This window comes from Colwellia chukchiensis (assembly GCF_002104455.1).
GTDB classification, from domain to species: domain Bacteria; phylum Pseudomonadota; class Gammaproteobacteria; order Enterobacterales; family Alteromonadaceae; genus Cognaticolwellia; species Cognaticolwellia chukchiensis.
The window spans coordinates 56,674-80,842 of the sequence record NZ_NBOC01000001.1 but is presented as its reverse complement, the minus strand read 5'-3'; the positions used below and the strand labels follow the sequence as shown (position 1 = coordinate 80,842).

The 24,169-nt window shown below is 43.7% G+C and carries 20 protein-coding genes and 1 tRNA gene; 12 read left to right on the top strand and 9 right to left on the bottom strand.

What is annotated here, in order from left to right; translation table 11 throughout:
* Positions 1-57 precede the first annotated feature (57 nt).
* Together B6K83_RS00410 and B6K83_RS00405 are read left to right on the top strand one after the other, a co-directional pair.
* Positions 58-5,514, top strand: a complete 5,457-nt coding sequence (locus tag B6K83_RS00410) for a hypothetical protein (protein ID WP_085282135.1) — start codon at positions 58-60, stop codon at positions 5,512-5,514.
* A 178-nt stretch (positions 5,515-5,692) separates the two neighbouring features.
* Positions 5,693-6,007 carry a DUF6693 family protein gene (locus tag B6K83_RS00405; protein WP_085282133.1) on the top strand — a complete coding sequence of 105 codons (315 nt, stop codon included), beginning with the start codon at positions 5,693-5,695 and terminating at the stop codon, positions 6,005-6,007.
* 175 nt (positions 6,008-6,182) lie between these two features.
* On the opposite strand, the gene B6K83_RS00400 is transcribed toward B6K83_RS00405, so the two are convergent.
* Positions 6,183-6,267: transfer RNA gene (locus B6K83_RS00400), tRNA-Leu, on the bottom strand.
* A gap of 436 nt (positions 6,268-6,703) precedes the next feature.
* Between B6K83_RS00400 and B6K83_RS00395 the strand changes: the two genes are divergently transcribed.
* A complete protein-coding gene (locus B6K83_RS00395) occupies positions 6,704-7,204 on the top strand; it encodes an RDD family protein (protein ID WP_085282131.1) in 501 nt (166 codons plus the stop codon).
* 63 nt (positions 7,205-7,267) lie between these two features.
* On the opposite strand, the gene lptG is transcribed toward B6K83_RS00395, so the two are convergent.
* On the bottom strand, positions 7,268-8,335 hold the full coding sequence (gene lptG, locus B6K83_RS00390; protein ID WP_085282129.1) for an LPS export ABC transporter permease LptG: 1,068 nt from the start codon (positions 8,333-8,335) through the stop codon (positions 7,268-7,270).
* Positions 8,336-9,460: an LPS export ABC transporter permease LptF gene (gene lptF / locus B6K83_RS00385; protein WP_085282128.1), complete on the bottom strand. Its 1,125-nt coding sequence runs from the start codon at positions 9,458-9,460 to the stop codon at positions 8,336-8,338. It abuts the gene before it with no gap.
* Positions 9,461-9,698: 238 nt separating this feature from the next.
* Here lptF and pepA point away from each other — a divergent pair, with 238 nt between their 5' ends.
* The 4 genes from pepA (at position 9,699) to B6K83_RS00365 (ending at position 15,112) form a co-directional block, all read left to right on the top strand.
* Positions 9,699-11,204 (top strand): leucyl aminopeptidase, encoded by a 1,506-nt coding sequence (pepA, locus tag B6K83_RS00380; protein WP_085282127.1) that lies wholly within the window; start codon positions 9,699-9,701, stop codon positions 11,202-11,204.
* Between the two features lie 28 nt (positions 11,205-11,232).
* Positions 11,233-11,709 (top strand): DNA polymerase III subunit chi, encoded by a 477-nt coding sequence (locus B6K83_RS00375; protein WP_085282126.1) that lies wholly within the window; start codon positions 11,233-11,235, stop codon positions 11,707-11,709.
* Positions 11,710-11,731: 22 nt separating this feature from the next.
* Positions 11,732-14,593, top strand: coding sequence for a valine--tRNA ligase (locus B6K83_RS00370; RefSeq protein ID WP_085282124.1), 2,862 nt, complete (start codon positions 11,732-11,734; stop codon positions 14,591-14,593).
* Between the two features lie 309 nt (positions 14,594-14,902).
* The gene (locus B6K83_RS00365) at positions 14,903-15,112 is read left to right on the top strand and encodes a cold-shock protein (protein ID WP_085282123.1); all 210 of its coding nucleotides are present in this window, start codon (positions 14,903-14,905) and stop codon (positions 15,110-15,112) included.
* 119 nt (positions 15,113-15,231) lie between these two features.
* On the opposite strand, the gene hemH is transcribed toward B6K83_RS00365, so the two are convergent.
* Together hemH and B6K83_RS00355 are read right to left on the bottom strand one after the other, a co-directional pair.
* Positions 15,232-16,257 (bottom strand): ferrochelatase, encoded by a 1,026-nt coding sequence (gene hemH / locus B6K83_RS00360; protein ID WP_085282121.1) that lies wholly within the window; start codon positions 16,255-16,257, stop codon positions 15,232-15,234.
* Between the two features lie 9 nt (positions 16,258-16,266).
* Positions 16,267-16,827 (bottom strand): glutathione peroxidase, encoded by a 561-nt coding sequence (locus B6K83_RS00355; protein WP_085282119.1) that lies wholly within the window; start codon positions 16,825-16,827, stop codon positions 16,267-16,269.
* Between the two features lie 312 nt (positions 16,828-17,139).
* On the opposite strand from B6K83_RS00355, the gene ccmA reads away from it, so the two are divergent.
* Genes ccmA through ccmE form a run of 5 tightly spaced genes read left to right on the top strand, consistent with a single transcriptional unit; the run spans position 17,140 to position 20,012 of the window.
* The gene (ccmA, locus tag B6K83_RS00350) at positions 17,140-17,811 is read left to right on the top strand and encodes a cytochrome c biogenesis heme-transporting ATPase CcmA (protein WP_233143762.1); all 672 of its coding nucleotides are present in this window, start codon (positions 17,140-17,142) and stop codon (positions 17,809-17,811) included.
* Between the two features lie 10 nt (positions 17,812-17,821).
* Entirely contained in the window at positions 17,822-18,505 is a 684-nt protein-coding gene (gene ccmB, locus B6K83_RS00345) for a heme exporter protein CcmB (RefSeq protein ID WP_085282117.1), read from the top strand.
* A gap of 4 nt (positions 18,506-18,509) precedes the next feature.
* Positions 18,510-19,265, top strand: coding sequence for a heme ABC transporter permease (locus B6K83_RS00340; RefSeq protein ID WP_085283247.1), 756 nt, complete (start codon positions 18,510-18,512; stop codon positions 19,263-19,265).
* Positions 19,255-19,488: a heme exporter protein CcmD gene (ccmD, locus tag B6K83_RS00335; protein ID WP_085282115.1), complete on the top strand. Its 234-nt coding sequence runs from the start codon at positions 19,255-19,257 to the stop codon at positions 19,486-19,488. The genes B6K83_RS00340 and ccmD overlap by 11 nt, the downstream gene beginning before the upstream one ends.
* 11 nt (positions 19,489-19,499) lie before the next feature.
* Complete coding sequence (gene ccmE, locus B6K83_RS00330) at positions 19,500-20,012, top strand: cytochrome c maturation protein CcmE (protein WP_085282113.1); 513 nt, start codon at positions 19,500-19,502, stop codon at positions 20,010-20,012.
* A gap of 97 nt (positions 20,013-20,109) precedes the next feature.
* Here ccmE and B6K83_RS00325 read toward each other — a convergent pair whose 3' ends face one another.
* From B6K83_RS00325 to B6K83_RS00310, 4 genes are all read right to left on the bottom strand, one after another.
* The gene (locus tag B6K83_RS00325) at positions 20,110-21,060 is read right to left on the bottom strand and encodes an electron transfer flavoprotein subunit alpha/FixB family protein (RefSeq protein ID WP_085282111.1); all 951 of its coding nucleotides are present in this window, start codon (positions 21,058-21,060) and stop codon (positions 20,110-20,112) included.
* Complete coding sequence (locus B6K83_RS00320) at positions 21,060-21,809, bottom strand: electron transfer flavoprotein subunit beta/FixA family protein (RefSeq protein ID WP_085282109.1); 750 nt, start codon at positions 21,807-21,809, stop codon at positions 21,060-21,062. The genes B6K83_RS00325 and B6K83_RS00320 overlap by 1 nt, the downstream gene beginning before the upstream one ends.
* Before the next feature lie 24 nt (positions 21,810-21,833).
* Positions 21,834-22,805, bottom strand: coding sequence for an NAD(P)H-dependent flavin oxidoreductase (locus tag B6K83_RS00315; protein WP_085282107.1), 972 nt, complete (start codon positions 22,803-22,805; stop codon positions 21,834-21,836).
* Between the two features lie 109 nt (positions 22,806-22,914).
* Complete coding sequence (locus B6K83_RS00310) at positions 22,915-24,075, bottom strand: acyl-CoA dehydrogenase family protein (protein ID WP_085282105.1); 1,161 nt, start codon at positions 24,073-24,075, stop codon at positions 22,915-22,917.
* Between the last annotated feature and the right edge of the window lie 94 nt (positions 24,076-24,169).

The following is a 24,169-nucleotide window of genomic DNA, read 5'->3' as shown; positions in this document are numbered from 1 at the left end:
TAGTGGCAACTCTGGTCTACCTTTAGCTTTGTAACATCCAGCACAGGGATACGCTCCATGCGGTTAGCTTCGAAACGTTTTACCGGATTAATTGTGGTCATTATTAGTGTGTTATTGGCATTAACGGCCAGTGGCTTTTTCTACTATGTGCAAATTAACGAAAATGAGTCATATCAAAACCAATTACATTTTCGTGAGTTAAATGAAGTTAGCCGGGCATTAACCGATGGTTTAAACCAGTTAGCTACCGTAGCAAAAGAAGATGCCGTGACTGTGTTAATCAACAACTATAACCAAAGCATTGCCGAGAAAGTTAATCGTTTTATCAAGCCGGCTTTAGAAGAATTTGCCGCTGAACATGGAAAAACACAGGCCGAATTAAACAAGCTAGCACAGGCTATTGCCGACTTAGAGCAAGAGCGCGACAACAATGCTCGAAACCAAAATACCAGCAGCACTGCGACAATAACCTTACCTGACAGCGAAGGTTTAGCACAACTGGCAACAGCGCTTACCGAAAAGGCTGCAGAAATAGCGTTGCAGCAACAGCAATTGCGCGAGCGTAAATACCAACATGAAGATTACATTGAAAGCTTAGTGAGCTTTATTGATAACTATGACGAACAGGATATTGATTACATAGGCGAGCAATGTGACATCGACGAAGAGTTTTGCCAATGGTTTGATGATTTGTTCGCGCAGTATTTAGAGTTTAAGGCTTACCAAAACGTCGATATCAATGAACTGACTGCTCGCATCACGAGCAAGCATCAAGCGATGATGGCTAAAGCCGAGCTCTTAACAAAAAGCTTAAAAACAGAGCAAGCCAACCTAACGCGCATCAGTACTTTGTTAAAAAAAAGCGTTACGCAACTTAGTCAAGAGCCCGAACTGGCGAGCAAACTCGCTTGTGACAATGCGCTGATTTGGCAATCACCACGGGCTTGTGAAAGCTTTACTAGCTCGCTAGCAAGTGACCATCAAGTGCCAAGGCAACAACAAAGTATGCCCGCTGACATGCTCAAAAAACAGCAAACTTATGGTAACAATAAAAATACCGCGTCCTGGCAAAGTGACCGTAATCGACTACGGCAAGATATCGCCTACAGCCAACAAATAAATCAACTCAAGCAGGAAGCTTTGCGCTACCTGGTCAACCAGCTAAAACTTACGACGACACAAGCGAAAGTGCGCGAGAACCTAACCGCCCTTAAACAGCACAGCATTACCATTGCCCAAGCCCAAGCCGCGCATGACCAGTTAGCCCAAGCCAGAATAAAAAAAGCGGTTGCGAACGATCAAGCGCTTAGCTATTTAAGTGAGGATATTAGCCGTAAATTAACTGGTTTTCGGGTCTCTATCGAAGAAAAACAGCAAGCGTTAACTCAACATAAGCACGACTTATTGCGCCAGCTTGAGGGCTATCAAAAGCAGCTATCTTTTACGGATAAAGCGGTATTTGAAGAGTCCAAAGATTTCAAAGTTTTTTACGAAAACCTAAAGCGGGTTTTTAATCAAATGGTCGACTGTATTAATGGTGCACCGAGTAAGGCGCTTGATGTTTGTGCTAAAAATTTTACCAAGCTCGCCGAGCTAACTAAGCCGCAAACCCTTGAAAAGCTCTTACAATCGTCAACTTACTTAAAAAATGCGCAAATTCTTACCACCAATATTGACAACTTTGCGCAGGCCAAGCAGCTTTGGCCAAATCAATTCAATTTGTTTTTATCGGCGGAGCAACAGCGCCAAGTTGCTTACTTTTATAAAAACCAACAAAAACAACAGCAACAATCGTTAACAGCGGTGCCCTTAGTTGACTTACTGGGGAATAATATTAGTCGTTTCCCATTGCTTTTACTTGTCGACCAACAAGGTAAGCGCCTAGTGCGGAAAGATAATAGTCAATTAGGCTCGTTTCAAAACGGCTTAGGCTTTGATTTAACCAAGCAAATTTTGAAAAAACTGGCGCGCCAACAAAACGCCGAAGCGAACTTTTTTCAAACCTCAGGGCAACAAGTTGACAGCCAACAAATCATAGAAAAGTCCATTGATTCACAAGGAGAAAGCAGCGAGCAGCGCGAGTCTAAACTCACCCGCCATGGTGAAATTCTACCCGGCTATTCTGGCTTTATTGATGTCAGTATTTCAGGACAAGACTATCGGGTGTTTATTTCGCCCTATCAAGGCAAGGTTTTTGATCTTGATAACAACCAGCATTTAGACACCCTGTATTTAATGGGCTTTATTGCTAAATCTGCCTTGGTGAGTAAAAAATTACGCATCTCTAATACCGCAGTAATGATCAGTATTTTATGCCTAATTATTTTAATGGCTTTGATTCCGCTACTAAAAATTCGTTTGATAGCCGTTCAGCAGTCATTCTCGCTTGCTGACCGACATTGGGCGTTTATCGGCTTAGGCGCACTAGCGGCCATGCTCGCCATTGCGATTTTTGACTATGCCTTTTACCAACACTTAAAGCACGAAGTATCGCAACAAAGTAAAGCTATTCACCAAGCTATTCGACACAATTTTAAACATGAGGTTAGCGCCTTAACTCAGTATGCCTATCGCAATATAGCTCAGCTCAACAATGCCACGGTTAGCAACGCACTCTTTAGTGACAAATCGCTGAGCGAGCAACAGCAGCCATACTTTCTAGAAAATTTATTTATCTTGCCAGAAAGTGGCAAATTTAATGGCAGTGCTTTGTGGTCGTCTAAGCAACTTTACCGCAAAAAAGAAATCGACTTAAACAAACGTGACTACTTTAAACGCGCCATTCGTTGCGATGCTTGGCCCATGACGTTTATCGATAGCAGTGCACAAATAAAGCTACAAGCGTGTCAACAACAGCTGTATATGCAGCGGATTTTCAACGTGCGAGACAGCCGCAAAACCACGCAATTATCTATCCCGCTCTTTGAAAAAACGATTGCAAGTAACAAAGCAATTTTAACCTTTGGCACCCGAGTACAAAGCTTTTTTGCGCCTTTGCTGCCCAGTGGATTTGGCTTTTTAGTGTTTGACAACGCCACTGGCGAGGTACTTTTTCATAGTGATGATGAGCGCAGTCTGCTAGAAAATATTTATATCGAAACCGACAACAACACCAAGCTATTGAAGCTGGTAGAGAACGCCAATTTAACGCCAGAAGAAAGCTCATTTACCAGCTCATACCGCGGCAAAACCCATCATTTTAGGGCGGGTCGATTGGCAAAAAATGTCCCCTGGACACTGGCAGTATTTTACGACAAGTCACAGCTGCGCACGTTAAACATGCTCACGGTTTTTACCGCCATCAGTTGTTTTATGTTGCTTGTTGTTACGCTTTATGTGCTGATTACGCTATTAACCAACAAGCGCTTTTTGCAACAACTGTGCTGGTTTAACGATAAAATTCAACCGCGCTACCAAAGCTTTGCCATTGCTTTAATACTTGCAAGCCTCTTACAATTAAGCCTGTATATTTTGCTAGAAAAGTTCGCGCCACAATTGCCGTCATTACTTGTTTTGGCCATAATGCTAAGCTTCAGCGCCACGGTAATTTTTTTATTATATCAACAAATTATCGCCACCAAGCCCAATAGTCATCATCAAGATAAGTCGCTAAATCACTATACCAATACCGGCAATCGAGCCTATAACGGCTATGTATTGGCGTTGATCATCTATGCCTTTGCAACGCCGGCGGTTTTACTGTCAATGGCCTCGGCCGGCTATTACCTAGAAAAATATGCCGTGCTACAAGCCATGCATTTGCATAAATCACAAGCCCAACTCACGGCAACGCATAAAAACTACTATGAGCTAGTGTTAGACAAAGACAGTGTTTTTCACTTAAACCCTAATACCCTGCCTTGTTATTTAGGCGCCCAAGCAACAGCCGCAACGCCCACACGCGCCATTACTTGTAATAGTGACGAGCAAGATTTACTCGGCACTACGTTTTGGTTTGGCAATTTAGTTAAAGCCAATACGCAGACAGTAAATAACAATGTTTTTGATATTGTTTGGCACCTTATTCCCCTTAACTTTCCCTTTGCGCAGCAAACCTGGCTGTTAAGTGCGTTAGAAGAAAATGATTTTGAATGGCGCTTTCATTTCTCCCGCAAGCATAACCGCATACTACTCAATGCTTTATGGCAGAACTTGGCGAGCACGGTACTTTCCGTAGTATTGGCGATGGCCTGCTTATATTGGTTAATTCGACATTGGCTCAGTAAACGCTTAATTGGCACTAATGTGCCGGCTAACTTCCGTCTCAACGACAGCAATAAACAAAGCACCGCAGAAAAAGTGAAGTTGCTATTCAAACATTTAGCCATCACCGACCCTCAGCACCATCACGGCCGTTTTGTGCAAATAATCAGGCCCACACGGCAATTGTTTAACTATTTTTCAAGCGAAGAAAAAAATCCCTACCATCAACAGGTCAACAATTTGGCGTTAACTAGCGATCGCGCGATTGCGGTTAGCCAACTCACTGATTGTAATCAAAACATTGAATACATAGTAAAAAACATATTAAACGTTAATAACAACAGCCAAGCTAAAACTGTGATTATAAAACGTTTAGAAATGGTGGCTTTAAATGCCCAGCAGCGTATAAAAGCGCTAGAGATACTTGAGTATTTAGTAGCGCTTGGCAATGTCAACATTATATTGCTTGCCGATATAACCCCATTATACCGGCTAACAAAACAAGCAGCCTACCCCAACACACTCGCCACGAGCGACTATGCCAACAGTGATGAAACCGTACGCTGGGCGCGATTAATGAAGCGCTTTGTCAAGTTTTATGACTGGACGCCAATAGCGCGTAGCGCTTGCCCAAGCAATGCTAGTAGTGCGCAAGTGTTAGCGCACGAAGCCAACTCATGGCCTGAATGCCAGCGCTTACAACAAGACTTTTACGACTATCACATGGCAACTAAAAACACTGAGTATTCACTGCGTGATGGCCAGCTTTACGATCAACAAGGCAATTTAGTGCCAGTAACACAGCAAGACGCACTATTAGCGCAATCAATTAACCGCTATTGGAGCTCAGAGCAAATTATTGAATTTTTCAATGCCAATTCGGGTGCAAGTTACCGTTATCGTTGGGAGCTCTGCACCAAGGCAGAGCGATTATTGTTAATTCAACTCGCCAATGGTTATGCCCCCAATCCCAGTAATATAGAGCCGCTGGAGCACCTAATACGCCGTGGTTATATCTATCAAGATAATGGTTGGCATTTAATTAACCAAAGCTTTAAACGTTTTGTTTTATCGGCAGAAAGCGATACTGTGGTGGCATCTTGGTTACAGGCGGCCATGGAAAGTAACTGGCAATATGTGCGCATTCCATTATTTACCTTAGTGTTAGTAGCAATAGCTGTCTTAGCTTATTCGGCCAGCGAAGCGATAGAGTCGCTGATGGCAATACTTACTGGCGTATTAAGTTTAACGCCATTACTGCTGCGCAGCTTTAATTTATTTAAAGGTAACACCAGCACTGAAAACCCTTAAACGAAAGTCAATCAGTGAGCAACAAAGACGAAAATGACGTGCAAAGCAGCTTAATTAACAAAGCCTTATTGAATTTTTGAGTGATCATGACATGATGGTTATCTCTATTATTAAACAAACAAGTGCATAATGCACGCAACAGTTATTGAATCAATCACGCTCATAGCAAGGAGTCACTATGAAAATTCAGGCAGACGTAGGCACTATAGATATACTCGGCCATTTAATACTTTGGTTTATTATAATATTGATAACTTTTGGTATTGGCGCGTTCTTTTTTCCTTATTCATTTTCTAAGTTTATTATTAACCGCTCACAGTTAATTGATGAAAATGGCAACCCAAGAAAAATGACCTGTCACACCGATATGTTTGGCAATATTGGTCATGTCATCCTCTGGATTATAATCTCTTTAATCACCTTAGGTTTAGGTTATGCTTTTTACTTTTATAAAGTGTGGAATTACTCGTTAAACAATACCACGATAGAGTAATGAAAAGTCTAGTGCTATCGAGCCAATGCCGCAGCGACTAGCCAACTAAGCTCTGTTAGATACTATACTCAGCAGCTGCGCATTTCGTGCAATACCTATCACTAAAGCGTGATTATTTGACGGAAAAAACGTCATAAAAAAGCCCCATCCGATTAAGGACAGGGCTTTCATATAATGGTACCGGAAGACGGACTTGAACCGTCACGCCCGAAGGCAACGGATTTTGAATCCGTCGTGTCTACCAATTCCACCACTCCGGCAAAGGGCTGTAGCACACATGTTAGTATGCAAAGAAGTAGATTTTATCTATTAAAAGCTGCTTCTTTACATACTCATTTATCCAAACAAGATCAATAGCTGATTAAACTAATTGAGCAGTTAATCATGCTAAACACTGTCTAGGATGGCAGGCATTATACGAGAAAAACGCCTATTGGCAATAGTTTTTCTTTAATTCTGGTTTGAGTGCTGCTTATTTGTGCAGCAACAGGCTAACGCTGATAAAACGTCGCAGTTAACAAAAGCAACAACTAAACTTATCGCTTAATTAATAAGCAGCGATAGCGGCTTTCGTTGCCATGCGCTGAATTATTGTGCGCTTACTATTATCGTTTTGTCTAAGTTGGCTTAAGACATTAAGCTTATACTTTAGTTTTGCTTTTGTTAAACTAAGGCAAAATTTTTTCGGGTCAGCTTATGTCGTTTATTTCTCAATCTAGTTTTCCACGTGCCGGTTTTAGGCGTCGTTTTGCCTCGTGGATTTATGATGCTTTACTGGCGATTGCCGTCTACATGACCGCGGGCGCGATTTCATTTTTAATCATTTCATTATTAGTGCATTGGCGGGTGTTTGATTTACAGGGCTATCAGCATTTAAGTGATACCATTACTCATACCCCCTGGCTGCTGTGGCCTAATGAGCTGTGGAAGCTCAGTTGGGTTGGGTTTTTCTTTGTCTGGTTTTGGGCAAAAAGCGGTCAAACCTTAGGCATGAAGGCGTGGCGTTTACGAGTACAAAACCACGATGGTAGCTTAATTAGCAAAAGCACGGGTCTTAAACGCTTACTGCCCACGTTGTTGGGGTTAGGCAATTTAACTGTCTTAGTCGATAGAAAAAACATGTTAAGCCTACAAGATAGGCTAACCAACACCGAAGTCGTATTATTAACCTTAGCGGCGAATCGCGGTCGACTTTAAAGTCCCGTTTATGATGTTTACCGCGCACTTAATAACCTTTGTTCCGCCTCACATTACAGATGCTTAGGCGGCGCGTTTTTTCAAGAAATAAACCGCGATCATGGTAAAAATAATGCTGGGCATAAAAGCGCCAAACATGGCTGGCAGCTGATAAACCAAACTCAGCGAGCCAAGGACTTCGTTGACAATAAAGAATAAAATACCGGTTGCCACACCCATCATAATTCTTGCGCCCATTGACACTGAGCGTAACGGCCCAAAAATAAAAGACAGTGCCACCAATAACATCACCGCTAAGGTGATGGGTTGCGCTATTTTGCGCCAAAAGGCCAACAAATAACGACTCGGATCTTGCTTGTTGGCGTCAAGGTAATCTAAATAATCATTTAACCCACGCAACGATAACGACTCAGGTTTTACCGTTACCACGCCTAATTTGTCGGGGGTTAACGTTGAGCTCCATGACATAATCGGTTGACTGGTCTTAATAATTTCTTGCGCGGTGATCACGGTTTCAACCACATCGCGTAATTGCCAAGACTCTTTTTGATACACAGCGCTTTGCGCAGATACCCAACTAGAGAGCTTAAGTTGCTCATTAAAACGGTAAATTTGCACGTTTTTCAAGGTGCCTTGATCTCGCACCTCACCAATATGGACAAAGTAATCGCCATCTTTTGCCCAGGTACCTGCGGTTGACGAAATCAAGCTGCCGCCTGAAATAGCCTGTGCGCGCACTTGCCGTGCTGCCGCTTCACCTTGCGGTGCTAACCACTCACCCACGGCCATACTCACCAAAATAAGCAATAGCGCAGACTTCATCACCGACTTAATAATATCAAGTCGTGATAAGCCTGCAGCCTGCATTACAACTAACTCACTGCTGCTGGCCATAGCGCCCATGCCAATTAAGCCACCAATTAACGCCGACATCGGAAAAAATAACGACACATCTTGCGGAATAGCATATAGCACATAAAGCGCGGCATGCGCTAAATCATAGTCACCTTTACCAACCGACTTCATTTGCTCAACAAACTTGATGATACCGCTTAAGCTAACAAAGACGGCTAAGGTCAAAAAGGTGGTCGAGGCGATCACTCGACCAATATACAAGTCAAGAATACGCATTTAGCCAGCCACCTTGTTTTTTACGATTTTTGCTTTCAGTTTGCGACCACTTTTTCGGCCTTTTACCAATAAACTAGCGCCCAGGATCAGCACAATCAAGTGTACCGGCCATAAGCCGACACTTTGAGGTACTGAGCCTTTTTCTATGCCTGAGCGAATTGCGGTTAACAATAAAAAGTAACTTAAAAATAACAGCAAAGCCGGCAGCATTTTGCCAAATTTACCTTGACGCGGGTTTACCACACTTAACGGCACTGCCACTAGGGTCATGATAATACATGCTAAGGGAAAGGCGATACGCCACTGGCTTTCGGCACTGGTTTCAGGGCTGTGATCTTGATACAACTCATGGGTAGGAATGGCGCTAAGTTTGCGACGTTTATGCGCCACTTTTTGGTCTTGAATTTGAATATAGTACTTATCGAACGCCACCTGACGAAATTCTTGATTATGGATATCATTTTGGTAACGGGTGCCGGCCGATAATATTAAACGCTGCGAACCTGTCTCTTCTTCCACCACTTGACCTGTGGCAGCATACACTAGGCTAGAGTCGATAATACTGGCCTCAGGTATGTTTTGATCGGGTAATTGCGCAACAAACACTTTTTCAAAGGTATTGTCGTCACGATTTTTTTCATGAATAAACACCACGGCTTTTTTATTGCCTGTGGTTTGAAAGCGCCCCGCAATTAACGAACTTAAGCCAGAGTCGGCCGCCAGTTGATCTTTGACTTGGTATTCATACTCTGCTGCCATTGGTGATAAATACAGGGTGAACATGCCGGTAATAATAGCGGTAACCACGCCCAAAATTAACGTCACCCGCACCACGTACCATTCACTTACTCCACAGGCATGCAAAACCGTCATTTCGTTTTCAGCATAAATGCGGCCATAGGCCAACAATACTCCGAGAAAAAAGCTCAAGGGTAAGATCATACCGGCAAGATCGGGTATTTTTAAACCGATAAAAGTCATCACTAAATGACCTGGAATTCCGCCTTCTGAGGCATCATCAAGCACACGAACAAATTTATTGCTGATAAAAATTGTCATGATGACAAGAAATACCGCTAATTGCGTTTTAGCTACTTCTTTCAGTAAATAACGAAATATAATCACAAAGTGATCCTATAAAAACTTAGTTTTTCCTGACATACAGGCTTTTTTTCAGTAAACTTGTCATTTTAAGCATTAATTAAATATCAGCTAATCAGGAAATTCGCTGCAATGCGTCTATAATTATAGCCTTTAGCTGAATGTATTTAAAAGCTAGCTTAGCGATTATTTACTGTTTTTAGCAAGTTAATTAGTATATTTACCATAAAATATGCTGATTTTAGTCAAATTAGGAGACATCATGGAGTTCAGTGTAAAAAGTGGCAGCCCAGAAAAACAACGTAGCGCATGTATTGTTGTCGGCGTTTTTGAACCACGACGTTTATCGGCTATCGCTGAGCAACTCGATGAGATCAGTGAAGGCTATATTAGCAATTTATTGCGCCGTGGCGACCTTGAAGGTAAGTCGGGGCAAATGTTGTTATTACACCATGTGCCAAATATCTTAAGTGAGCGCGTTTTATTAGTTGGTTGCGGAAAAGAACGTGAATTAGACGAGCGCCAATATCGTCAAATTATCAGTAAAACTATTAATACTTTAAATGAAACTGGTTCTATGGAAGCAGTATGCTTTTTATCTGAGTTGCACGTTAAAGGCCGCGACACTTACTGGAAAGTTCGTCAAGCGATCGAAGCCACGCAAGACTGTTTATACAGCTTTAACAGCCTTAAAACCCGCAAAGAAGAGCCACGCCGCCCATTGCGTAAAATTGTGTTTAATGTCCCCACGCGCCGCGAACTGCCAATAGGCGAGCGTGCAATCAGTCATGGCCTCGCCATTGCCGAAGGTATCAGCACCTGTAAAAATGTCGCCAATATGCCGCCAAACATTTGTAACCCGGCGTATTTAGCAGAGCAAGCGCGTATTTTGGAAAACGACTATAGCAATATCAGCACGCAAGTCGTTGACGAGCAAGAAATGGCCGAGCTTGGTATGGGCTCTTATTTAGCGGTTGGTCGCGGCTCAGCGAACGAATCATTAATGAGTATCATTAAATATAATGGCGCTGCTGACGATAGCAAGCCTTTGGTTCTAGTAGGTAAAGGGTTAACCTTTGACAGTGGTGGTATTTCCTTAAAGCCCGGCGCTGGTATGGATGAAATGAAATATGACATGGGCGGCGCAGCCGGTGTCTTAGGGGCAATGCATGCCTTAGCTGAGTTACAATTACCGATTAATGTTATTGGGGTATTAGCCGGCTGTGAAAACATGCCCAGCAGCAATGCCTATCGCCCAGGCGACATTTTAACCACTATGTCAGGCCAAACCGTGGAAGTGCTCAATACTGATGCCGAAGGCCGGTTAGTGCTGTGTGACGCCCTGACCTATGTTGAGCGATTTGAACCAGAGCTGGTGATTGACGTTGCCACCTTAACTGGTGCGTGTGTGGTGGCGTTAGGCGCCCATGCCACGGGCTTAATGAGTAACCATAACCCGCTTGCCCACGAATTACTCAATGCCTCGGAGCAAAGTGGCGATCGTGCTTGGCGCTTACCACTATGGGATGACTACCAAGAGCAACTTGAAAGCCCATTTGCTGACTTTACCAACCTAGGCGGCAAAGAAGCGGGCACCATTACCGCAGCATGTTTCTTGTCTAAATTCACCAAAAAATATCATTGGGCACACTTAGATATTGCTGGCACCGCATGGCGCGGCGGCAAAAACAAAGGCTCAACAGGTCGTCCGGTGAGCATGTTAACGCAATTTTTGCTTAATCGCTCGGGTGCTGAGCAAGGCGAATAGCAGATACTGAGCTTACAGCGGATAACTTATGCAAACCCAAGCCATGTTTTACAGTATCGAACCGCAAAGTGCCGTGCCAGGTGTAGCTGAACAACAGTTACACCTGCATTATGCTTGTTTGCAAGCGGCACATTTTTATCGGCAAAATCAGCGGGTATTTATCTATACCCAAGATCAGCAAACTGCCCATGAAATTGATGAAATGCTCTGGGCATTTGAAGCTGACAGTTTTGTGCCGCACAATTTAATAGGCGAAGGCCCAAAACAAGGTGCCGCGGTTGAAATAAGCTGGCAAGCGCCCACTAACCGGCGCGCTGTATTGATCAACCTAACCAGTAATGTACCCAATTTTGCTGGCCAATTTTCACATTTGATAGATTTTGTTCCTCGTGATGAAACCCTAAAAGAGCAAGCGCGTAATCGCTTTCGTACGTGTCGTCAATGGGGTTTTACTGTTGCGCACCAAGTTGCCACCTCAGCACAAACTATCAATACACCAAGTTAAATATCTTCTGACGGAAAATCTGATGGAAAAAACATTTACCCCCGCCGACATTGAACAAGCCCTGTATAAAAGCTGGGAAGAACAAGGTTACTTTAGCCCAAGCAGTGCAGACGACGGTTACTGCATTGCCATTCCACCACCGAATGTCACGGGCAGCTTGCACATGGGGCATGCGTTTCAGCAAACCATTATGGATACCTTAATTCGTTACCAACGTATGCAAGGTAAAAGCACCTTATGGCAAACCGGCTGTGACCATGCAGGTATTGCCACGCAAATGGTGGTTGAGCGCAAAATTGCCGCAGAAGAAGAGAAAACACGTCACGACTATGGCCGAGAAGGGTTTATCGACAAAATTTGGCAATGGAAAGAAGAGTCTGGCGGTACTATTGGCCAGCAAATGCGCCGTTTAGGCAACTCCATCGATTGGTCTCGTGAGCGCTTTACCATGGACGAAGGTATGTCTGAAGCGGTACAAGAAGTGTTTGTGCGCTTGTTTGAAGATGATCTCATCTATCGCGGTAAGCGCTTAGTCAACTGGGACCCTAAGTTTCATACTGCTATCTCCGACTTAGAAGTGGAAAATAAAGACAAAAAAGGTCACATGTGGCACTTGCGTTACCCGCTGGCTAATGGCGCAAAAACCGCCGATGGTAAAGACTATTTAGTGGTTGCCACCACCCGCCCTGAAACCGTATTAGGTGATACTGGTGTTGCGGTCAATCCAAACGATGCTCGCTATAAAGACTTGATCGGGCAACAGGTGTTGCTACCGCTAGTGGATCGCTTAATTCCGATAGTGGGTGATGAACATGCCGATATGGAAAAAGGCACCGGCTGTGTGAAAATTACCCCAGCTCATGACTTTAATGATAACGAAGTGGGTAAACGCCACAACTTACCATTAATCAATATATTAGATAAAAATGCCGCTTTACTCGCGCAAGCCGAAGTGTATAGCAATAACGGTGAAAAATCTGATGCTTACTGCCCTAAGTTACCAGCTGAATTTGCCGGTATGGACCGGTTTGTTGCCCGTAAAGCAATTGTCGCGGCCTTTGATGAGCTTGGCTTATTAGTCGAGGTGAAAGAGCATGATTTAGTGGCACCATACGGTGATCGCTCGGGTGTTATTATTGAGCCATTACTTACCGACCAATGGTATGTGCGTACCGCGCCCTTAGCCGCGCCAGCTGTTGCTGCGGTTGAAAATGGTGATATCGAGTTTGTCCCTAAGCAGTACGAAAACATGTACTTTGCTTGGATGCGTGATATTCAAGACTGGTGTATTTCACGTCAGTTGTGGTGGGGGCATCGTATTCCTGCTTGGTATGACGAAGCAGGTAAAGTGTATGTGGGTCGCAGCGAAGCTGAAGTGCGTGCAAAACACAAGCTAGCCGCTGAGGTCAACCTAAGCCAAGACAATGACGTATTAGATACTTGGTTTTCATCAGCACTATGGACCTTTTCCACTTTAGGCTGGCCTAACAACGTAGCAGATTTAAAGAAATTCCACTCAACCGACGTTTTGGTTACTGGCTTTGATATTATTTTCTTCTGGGTGGCGCGCATGATCATGATGACCATGCACTTTATCAAAGATGAACAAGGCCAAGCGCAAGTGCCGTTTAAAAAAGTGTATGTTACCGGTCTGATCCGTGATGAAAACGGTGATAAAATGAGTAAGTCAAAAGGCAATGTGGTTGACCCACTGGATATGATTGACGGCATTAGTTTAGATGACTTATTAGCCAAGCGTACCGGTAATATGATGCAGCCACAATTGGCGAAGAAAATTACCAAGCTAACCAAGAAAGAATACCCTGACGGAATAGAAGCACACGGTACTGATGCATTGCGCTTTACCTTAACCTCAGTTGCCTCAACCGGTCGTGATATTAGCTGGGACATGAAACGCCTTGAAGGCTACCGTAACTTTTGTAATAAGTTATGGAATGCCAGTCGTTATGTGTTAATGAACACTGAGCAACATGATTGTGGTCGCACATCAGCAACTGCTGAACTTGAGCTGTCATTGGCCGATCGCTGGATATTAGGGCAGTTTCAACAAACGGTTAAAACCGTGCATCAAGCCTTTGACAGCTTTCGCTTTGACCTTGCCTCACAAGCGCTGTATGAATTTACTTGGCATCAATTTTGTGACTGGTACTTAGAGCTAACTAAGCCAGTATTATTTAAAGGTACTGAGGCACAACAACGCGGCACGCGCCATACCTTAGTAAATGTATTAGAAAACTTATTACGCCTAATGCACCCAATTATGCCCTATATTACCGAAACCATTTGGCAACGTGTGGTGCCGTTGAGTGAGTTTGAAAAAACCGGTGATAGCATTATGGTACAAGCGTTCCCGCAGTTTGATGCTAGCCAGTACGATCAAACCGCCATTGACGACTTAGAGTGGGTGAAGCAGTTTATTATTGCCATTCGCAATATTCGCGGTGAAATGGATATCGCGCCAAGCAAGCCATTACCGGTATTGTTAAAAAATGTTGATGCCAATGATCAACGTCGTCTTAATGAAAACCAACAATTTATCAGCGCCTTAGCAAAATTAGCCAGTATTGATGTTTTAGCTATTGATGAAAAAGCGCCAGCATCGGCTACCGCTGTGATCGGCGAGTTGTCGGTATTAATTCCGATGGCTGGCTTAATTGATAAAGACGCTGAATTAAACCGTTTAGCAAAAGCGATTGATAAACTGAGCAAAGAAACGGATCGGGTGCGTGGTAAGTTGAGTAATGAAAACTTTGTCAGTAAAGCGCCAGCTGCTGTCATTGATAAAGAAAAGGCCAAATTAGCCGATGCAGAATCTCGCTTAGCCAAAATGGTTGACCAGCGAGAAGAAATTGCACTGCTTTAAGCTGTAAATTGCAAAAAACCTATAAAAGCCAGTTATTTAGCTGGCTTTTTTTATCGGCAAAAAACTCCAATAATCTTTGTATTTTATAGAGATTCCTATTTTTTATTGTGTTAATATGATCCGGCGTTGAGTTTTTGCGTTTCGGGAGAAGGAGAGATCAACGAGTCTAAAAAGCTTGTGATCAGCCTAGGCGCTTTAATATGTGTTACTGGAAACCTTTCTCTGTCTGTACTTTTGGGTAGAGGGCATTTACTCCGTATATGGCCATGTTGGCTAAATTTTAATTTTTGACCTGCGAGAAATGTTGGTATGTCTGATACAGTAACTGGTAAAGTAAAATTTTTTAACGAATCAAAAGGATTCGGTTTCATCGAACAAGAAAATGGCCCTGACGTGTTTGTTCACTTCAGTGCAATCTCTGGTGACGGTTTCCGCACCTTAGCTGACGGTCAAACCGTGACTTTCAGTGTAAAACAAGGCCAAAAAGGCCCAGAAGCAGAGAACGTAGTTGCTTCTTAATCTTTAGCTCAGTCTAACGATAAAACCAAAAAACGAAACCTAGGGTTTCGTTTTTTTGTGTCTAATTTATCGCTAGTGTTTATTAACGCAATGAATAGCTTTGCTATCAATAGCTAAATTTATTCACTCTGATTGATATGCGGCTCAATCGACTCAAGCAAAGCCGCAATATGTAAATCATCATCATTAAGTGCGGCAATATAATGGTATTTTTCGCCGCCGGCATTGATAAATATGTCGCGGTTTTCATGCACCAACTCTTCTAAGGTTTCTAAACAGTCGGCGCTAAATGCTGGGCTAATAATCGCCACATGCTTATCACCCGCCTTTGCTAACTCAGCTAAGGTTTCATCTGTATACGGCTTGAGCCATTCTGCTTTACCAAAGCGCGATTGAAAGGTCATGACATAATCATCTTCTGCAAAACCCAAAGCTTCAACCACTAAACGCGTCGTTTTATGGCAAAAGCAATAATAGGGATCGCCCTGCTCTAGAAAACGCTTTGGCATGCCGTGATACGACAACACCAACTTGTCTGGCTTACCATGATTTTCAATATGGCGCTTAATACTCGCCGCTAATGCTTTGATGTATAAAGCTTGATCATGATAGCTACTGAGAAAGTGTACGCTTGGGATCCAGCGCCAAGTTTTGATTTTATTAAACACAGCGTCAAAGGTTGAACCCGTGGTAGGGCCAGCGTACTGGGGATACAAAGGCAGTACGATAATATTATCCACGCCTTGCGCCTGAAAGTTTGCTAAGGCGTTGCTAATTGACGGCTTGCCATAGCGCATCGCCACATCAACCACGACCGTATCACCATATTTTTCTGACAGTAGCTTGGCCACTTTGGCTTTTTGCTGTTGGCTGATCACTAACAAGGGTGAGCCTTGTTCAGTCCATATGCTTTCATATAACTTGGCAGATTTTTTTGGACGCACGCGTAAAATAATACCATGTAAAATGAACCACCAAATTAAGCGTGGAATTTCTACCACCCGAGGGTCAGACAAAAACTCGCGTAAATAACGCCTTAATGCTCCAGCGGTTGGACTGTCTGGCGTACCTAAGTTGGTCAACAACACCGCCGTTTTTTTGCTGAAATTATGAATCTCTTTACTTTGACCTTCGTATCTTGACATAAATACTCTCTATAAAATGTCGTTAATGGCATCGATAAACGCTGCAGAATCTGGGCTTACTCGACTATTAAAATGTTGTACGCTTTTACCGTTCGCACTGATCAAATATTTGTAAAAATTCCACTTAGGTGCTGTGCTTCGCTCGGCTAAATATTTAAAAATAGGATGCGCATTACTCCCCCAAACGTGAACCGGTGCTAGCATGGTAAAGGTAACCCCATAATTGACGAAACAAATATTGGCGGTATCTTTTTCATCATCCTCTTCTTGAAAAAAGTCATCAGACGGGAAACCTATCACCACTAAACCTTGTGCTTGATACTCTTTATGTATTGCTTCAAGGGCAGTAAATTGCGGGGTAAAACCACAGTGACTGGCGGTATTAACAATTAATATTGGCTTGCCTGCGGTTAACTGACATAAATCTAACATTTCGCTAGCATGGAGTTTTTTCTCGCTGTGCTGCATAAACGCTAAACACGGGTTTGTGGCCTGCTTTGGCGATGACGCCTGTGCCGGTATAACACTAAACACCAACACTAATAGTACCAACACAGATAAATGCTTCATATTCTTTCCTTTGCGGCGAGTTTGGCCGCCATATTATCCTAATTGCCAGAGTAAAGGAATTGCGCTACATCAGAGCTTGATGCTTTTTATTTCGCGTCAAACGAGGTTAAACATGCCAGCGCAAGCTGTGCGCAATGAATAAATTTAGCAAGCCAAGGTAAGTTACTGGTCTTTGCAGCTCGATATAGTATCATAGCGCCAGTTTACTGTGATGAAAGTTAAAATATAGTGACATAAGTCAAAACTTGCGCATTATAAGTACGTTATTATTTGCGCGATATCGACCTATACCTAACTGTTAAGTGAAGCCGTGTGTTAAACCTAAACTCAACAACTCAAGACGCTAACCAAACCGACACTTGTTTATTAAGTGCGGTGAATCTAACCTGCATTCGTGAAGAGCGCATGTTATTTGAACAACTTAACATTTCGATTTCAGCCGGCGACATAGTGCAAATTGAAGGACCAAACGGCTCAGGTAAAACCAGTTTATTACGCATCTTAGCTGGGCTTTCGCAGCCATACGAGGGAGCCGTTTATTTTCAAACTGAAAACATAAGCCAGCAGCGGGAAAACTTTCATGAAAATCTTCTGTATTTAGGGCATTTACCTGGCGTTAAAGGTGAAATGACTGCACTAGAAAACCTTGAGTTTAATCTGAATTTACATGGTATCAACAACAAAAACGCAGAGCGCACCTTAGCTGAGGTCAGCTTACTAGGCTTTGAAGATGCACTAGCCTCACACTTAAGCGCTGGCCAACATCGCCGCATTGCCCTAGCACGTTTATGGCAAAGTCGGGCAAAAATATGGATCTTAGACGAGCCATTTACCGCTATTGATAAGCTAGGGGTGGAAAAGTTAGAGCAATTATTTTTACAACATGCTGATAATGGCGGCTGCGTAATATTAACAACCCACCAAGACCTGACTATACCACCAGAGCGCATGAAAAAAGTCACGTTAGCGTATCGCTTTTATTAGGCCCTTATTTATGACACCAGTTTCTTATCGTGCTGCCTTTAGCTTAATTGTCAAACGTGACTTAATGATCGCGTTTCGTCATCGCGATGATATTATCAACCCTCTGCTATTTTTTATCATAGTAGTGACTTTGTTTCCATTAGGCATAGGCCCTGAAAGCAGCACTTTATCACGCATTGCTCCTGGCATTATTTGGGTTGCCGCGCTCCTTGCAACCTTATTGTCTTTAGATCGCCTGTTTAAATCTGACCACCTAGATGGTTCGCTTGAGCAGATGCTATTAAGTCCCCAACCAATATTTATTTTAGTGTTGGCAAAAATTGTTGCCCATTGGTTATTAACCGGTTTACCTCTGATACTGATTGCGCCTTTGTTAGCGGTATTACTGCATTTACATGAAAGCAGTTATGGCGCATTAATGTTTACCTTATTACTTGGCACGCCGATATTAAGCTTGTTAGGCGCGATAGGCGTGGCATTAACCGTAGGGATAAAAAAAGGCGGCGTGCTACTTAGCTTATTAGTGTTGCCGCTCTATATTCCAGTGCTAATATTTGCAACCAGTGCAATTGATAGCGCGGCAATGAACTTACCTTATAATGGTCAACTTGCTATAATCGCCGCAATATTTTTTGCCTCGTTAACCTTAGCCCCATTTGCTGTTAGTGCAGCATTGAAAGTGAGTACGAATTAATATGATGTGGAAATGGCTACACCCTTATGCAAACCCTGAAGTGAGTTATCATTTTGCTGGCAAATTACTACCATGGTGCACGCGCTTAGCGTTTATATTTTTATCCGTTGGCATGGTTTGGGCCTTGCTATTTGCCCCAGCAGATTACCAACAAGGTGACACTTTTAGGATTTTTTATCTGCATGTGCCGGCGGCGATGTTATCTATGGGCATTTATTTAGGCATGGCCATTGCGGCGCTGTCGAGCTTAGTGTGGCAATTAAAGTTAGCCGATGCCTCAGCCGCAGCCATGGCACCAATTGGTGCTACGTTTACCTTTATTGCTTTAGTCACTGGCGCCGCGTGGGGTAAGCCTATGTGGGGTACTTGGTGGATTTGGGACGCAAGACTCACCTCTGAGTTGATCTTATTATTTTTATACTTAGGGGTTATTGCCCTGCATAACGCCTTTGAAGATAAAAGTTTGGCGGGCAAAGCAGCGGGCATTTTAGCACTTGTTGGGGTAATTAACTTACCTATTATTAAATACTCAGTAGAATGGTGGAACACACTTCACCAAGGTGCGACGGTTGGAAAACTAGGACAGCCATCAATGTCTGCCGATATGTTTTGGCCATTTTTAGTCTGTTTTATTGGCTTTTCATTTTTCGTCACGGCATTAATCTGTTTGCGTTTTCGCAGCGAGGTATTAACCCGAAACAGCATGCGCCCTTGGGTACGCACTCTGGTGGCCAATGAGGAGAATAAACATGCAATTTGATAGCGTCAGCGCCTTTTTAGACATGGGCGGTTATGGCTTTTATGTTTGGTTATCCTACGGCGTTAGTTTCGCCGCCTTAGCGTTATTAGTGACTTCCAGTATTGCCGGCCATAAAAAAGCCAAACAACAAATCGCGCAGCGTCAAAAGCGCGAAGCAAAATTACGTCAAGCGGCTGAGCAGCAAAACGCGCACGCACATGACAACCCCAATCGTGAACATTAAGAGGTAACAATATGAACCCCCGTCGTAAAAAGCGCTTAACCATAGTCAGTACCATAATTATTGGCTTAGGTGTTGTTGCAGGACTTGTTTTATATGCCTTAAGTCAAAATATCGATTTATTCTATAAACCGTCTGAAATATACCATGGTAAAGAGGGCACAGGCTTAAAAGCTATTGACGGCCAACGTTTACGCATTGGTGGCTTAGTGGTGCCAGGTAGTGTACACCGCGACAGCGAAAGCTTGAAAGTCAGCTTTAAACTGGCAGATATGACCATGCCGATTGCTTTTTCTGAGTCAGATCCAACCGTCACTGTGAGCTACGACGGTATTTTGCCTGACTTATTTCGTGAAGGCCAAGGCATAGTTGCCAATGGTATCTTAGTTAATGGCAATACCATTGAAGCAAGTGAAGTATTAGCAAAACATGATGAGAACTACATGCCTAAAGAGTTGGCGGATGACCTTGGTGAACAACATGTTAAACCCAGTTATAGCCAAGCACAACTTGACTCAAAAACTTAGCTTATGGTGAAAAAATAATATTCACTTTGTTAGTTAACTAGCAAAAAGCGAACCCTAGTTCGCTTTTTTGTTGTCCGCAATTTACTGACACTATCATTTATAATGCTTGTGCTAACTCAGGCAACACCTCAAATAAGTCGGCCACTAAGCCATAATCGGCCACTGAAAATATCGGCGCTTCGTGATCTTTATTTATAGCGACAATTATTTTTGAGTCTTTCATACCCGCTAAATGCTGAATCGCGCCAGAAATACCCACCGCAATATATAAGTCTGGCGCAACAACTTTACCGGTTTGCCCAACTTGCATATCATTCGCCACAAACCCAGCATCAACCGCGGCTCTTGACGCGCCAATAGCTGCGTTAAGTTTATCCGCAACTTTTTCAAGCAAGTTAAAGTTTTTGCCATCGCCTAAGCCTCGACCACCAGCAATCACCACTTTCGCGCTACTTAAGTCTGCACGACTTGAAACCGTTAACGTTTCACTCTCAAATCGCGATAGCTGCAGGTCGTAAATAATATCAAGTGCTGCAATTTCCGCATTGCCTCCAGTGATAGCGGCGGCATCAAATGCGCTGCTGCGCACTGTGATCACTTTAATGGTGTCTAGCGAGCGAACACTCGCAATAGCATTGCCAGCATAGATTGGACGCAAAAATGTATCCGCTGATTGCACTGCGATAATTTCAGATATTTGACCTACATCTAGTAATGCTGCAACCCGTGGCATAATATTTTTTGTAGTACTACTCGCCGCAGCAAATACATGACTATAATGGGTATTATACTGACGATAGCCTGCGGCAATTTCGGCTAAGGTATTTGCAACATTTTCTGCTAACTGATACTGATAACAGCTCGCATCAACCACAACTACTTTTTTAATGTTATTAATTTTCGCCGCTTGTGCCACCACACTTTGACACTGAGAGCCAATTACCGCCAGATGAAGTTCACTGCCCAACTGCGACGCGGCTTGCACCGCATGCAAAGTGGCGGCATTGAGTTGATTATTATCATGTTCGGCTAGAATAAGTATCGCCATTAAAGAACCTTAGCTTCGTTTTTCAGCTTTTCAATTAACGCCGCAACACTGTCTAATAGCACACCAGAACTGCGCTCATTGGCTGGCATAACCGCCACTTGCTGACTATGTTGCTTAAGCTTCACCGCTAAAGCCTCAGGCGTTGTAACATCAATGACTTTACGCTTCGCTTTCATGATATTAGGTAGTGAAGCGTAGCGGGGTTCATGCAAGCGCAAGTCGGCTGTAACAACCGCTGGTAAGGTTAAATTTAACGTTTGTAAGCCTGCATCCACCTCACGAGTTACTTGTATGTTAGTGCCGTTAACTTGTAATGCACTGGCAAAAGTTGCCTGCCCACACCCCAAAAGTGCTGCTAGCATTTGCCCCGTTTGATTGTTATCACCATCAATGGACTGCTTACCTAAGATCACTAGCTGAGCTTGCTCATGCTCAACCACTTGCGCTAATAGTTTGGCAATGTTTAACGGTTCAAGTTTATCTTCCGCGTCAATATGGATCGCTCGATCGGCTCCTAGCGCTAACGCCGTTCTCAGTTGTTCTTGACAAGCCGAGCTGCCAACAGAAATAACAATGACTTGTGCTGCCTTGCCTGCTTCTTTTAATCGAATGGCTGCTTCGATAGCGATTTCGCAAAATGGATTTAACGCCATTTTTACATGGCTTAAATCGACGTCGCTGTGATCGGCTTTAACACGAACTTTTGAGTTAAAGTCGATCACACGTTTCACCGCCACAATGACTTTCATTGATAACCCTTGCGCCAAAGTGCGTTATGAAACGATTGCCGACAAACGCTGTTTAATAATAGTCTCTGCATCTGTAACTATACGTTTAACCAAATCTTCGATGCTAGGTACGTCATACACTAAGCCTGACGACATGCCAGCCCACCAAATACCGTGTTCCATATCGCCGGTTTTTAATAATTCACCGCCTCGTTGCCCAGAAACAAGCGGCGCGACATCACTAAACTCGCTGCCCTCGCGCTGCTCAATTGCCGCCACTTCCAACGACACAGAGTTTTTAAATACGCGAGCGGTGTTTTTAAATTTCCTAAAAATAAGCTGGGTATCTAGCTCACTAGCCGCCACTAATTTGTCTTTCAAGTTTTGATGTACTTGTGCTTCTTGAGTACATAAAAAGCGGGTGCCCATACTTACCGCTTCAGCCCCTAACGCAAGCGCTGCCGCTAAACCACGGCCATCGCTAAAGCCACCACAGGCAATGACCGGAATATCTAACTCGTCAACGGCTCTTGGTACTAAAATTAGCGAAGGAATATCGTCTTCACCTGGGTGACCGGCAGCCTCAAAACCGTCAATAGTGACCGCAGCACAACCAACCGATTGCGCTTTTTTTGCATGGCGTATCGAGGTACATTTATGAATAACTTTTACGCCAGCCGCATTGAACATGGGCATAAAGGGCGCTGGGCTGCGACCTGCGGTTTCAACCACTTTAATCCCCGCATCAATGATCACCTGTGCATACTCTTCATATGGCGGCGGTGTAAGGGTTGGCAAAATAGTAAGGTTGACCCCAAACGCCTTGTCCGTCATGGTGCGAGTACGGGCAATTTCTTCCGCTAATAGTGCTGGTGTTGGTTGCGTTAGTGCACTTAAGAAGCCCATCGCGCCTGCGTTAGCCACGGCAGCAACCAATTCGGCGGTGGATACCCGCTGCATACCCCCTTGAATTACAGGGTGCTCTATATTTAACATTTCAGTAATTGCTGTTTTCATCTTTTCTACTCCAAAAATTCGGGATGTTGCTCAGCCAAAGGTGTTTTTAGCACTGACATTGACTCACCAAATCTAAACTTACCTTAACCATCGCCCTCAGTGGCGATAATTAACTTTCTACTGCTCTGAGCAATTCGCGTGAAATAATATGACGTTGGATTTCAGAGGTGCCTTCCCAAATACGTTCAATACGGGCATTACGCCATAAGCGCTCTAGGGGGGATTCATCCATCAAGCCCATGCCACCAAAAATTTGTACGGCTTCGTCAGTAACCTTGCCGAGTGTTTCACTGGCAAATAATTTCGCCATGCCGGCATCGCCGTCAGTCATGGTATCAAGGTCCATTTTTTGTGCGGTATATAGGGTTAAGAGATCGGCGGCGCGAATATTGGTTGCCATATCCGCGAGCTTAAATGACACCCCTTGTTTTTTCCCTATTGCTTCACCAAATTGTTTGCGTTCAGCGGCCCAATTAATCGACAGGTCCATAGCACGTTGCGCTTGTCCAACACAGTTCGCTGCCACCATTACCCGACCAGCATTTAGCCAATCGCTGGCCACATCCCAGCCTTTCCCCTCTTCGCCGAGTATTTTTGACGCCGGCACTCGACAATCATCAAAAAACATCTCGTATTGCTGATAGCCTAAGTTACTAACACATGTTGGACCGCGGCGAATCGCTAGACCTGGCGTGTTGGTATCCACTAAAAATGCGGTCACTTGGTTACGCGGACGCCCTCTTACCTCAACCACATCTGTCACGGCAAAAACAATGGCAAAGTCAGCATCGCCCGCATGACTAATAAAGTGCTTCGAGCCAGTGAGAATAAAATCATCGCCGTCTCTCACCGCTCGTGTTCTAATACTGGCTGCATCTGAGCCAGCGTCAGGTTCGGTTAAGGCAAAACAGTCAACTTTTTCACCGCGCACACAAGGTAATAAATATTCTTCTATTTGCTCACCTTGACAAGCCATCAGTATTTTACTGGGTCTTGCCACATAGACATGTAAGGCCCAACCCACTTTTGACAGTTCACGCTCTATGATTGCTTGCGATACATAATCTAAGCCGGGACCACCAACACTTTCTGGCATGTTAAAGGCATAGAAACCGGCAGAAATTGCTTTATCTCTGATCTGCGCGGCTAACTCTTTAGGTACCTCACGAAGCTTTTCAACTTCCGCTTCATATGGCAATAATTCTTTTTCTACGAAGCTACTGACCGCTTCAATTAGCATGTTATGCTCTTCTGTTAGTTGAAAGTCCATAATAATACAGCCTCTACCTATTAATTTATTCTTGATTAAATAATGCCACGAGACCTAGTCGTGTCGTGCCGCGGCGATGAAGCACTCAATGTTC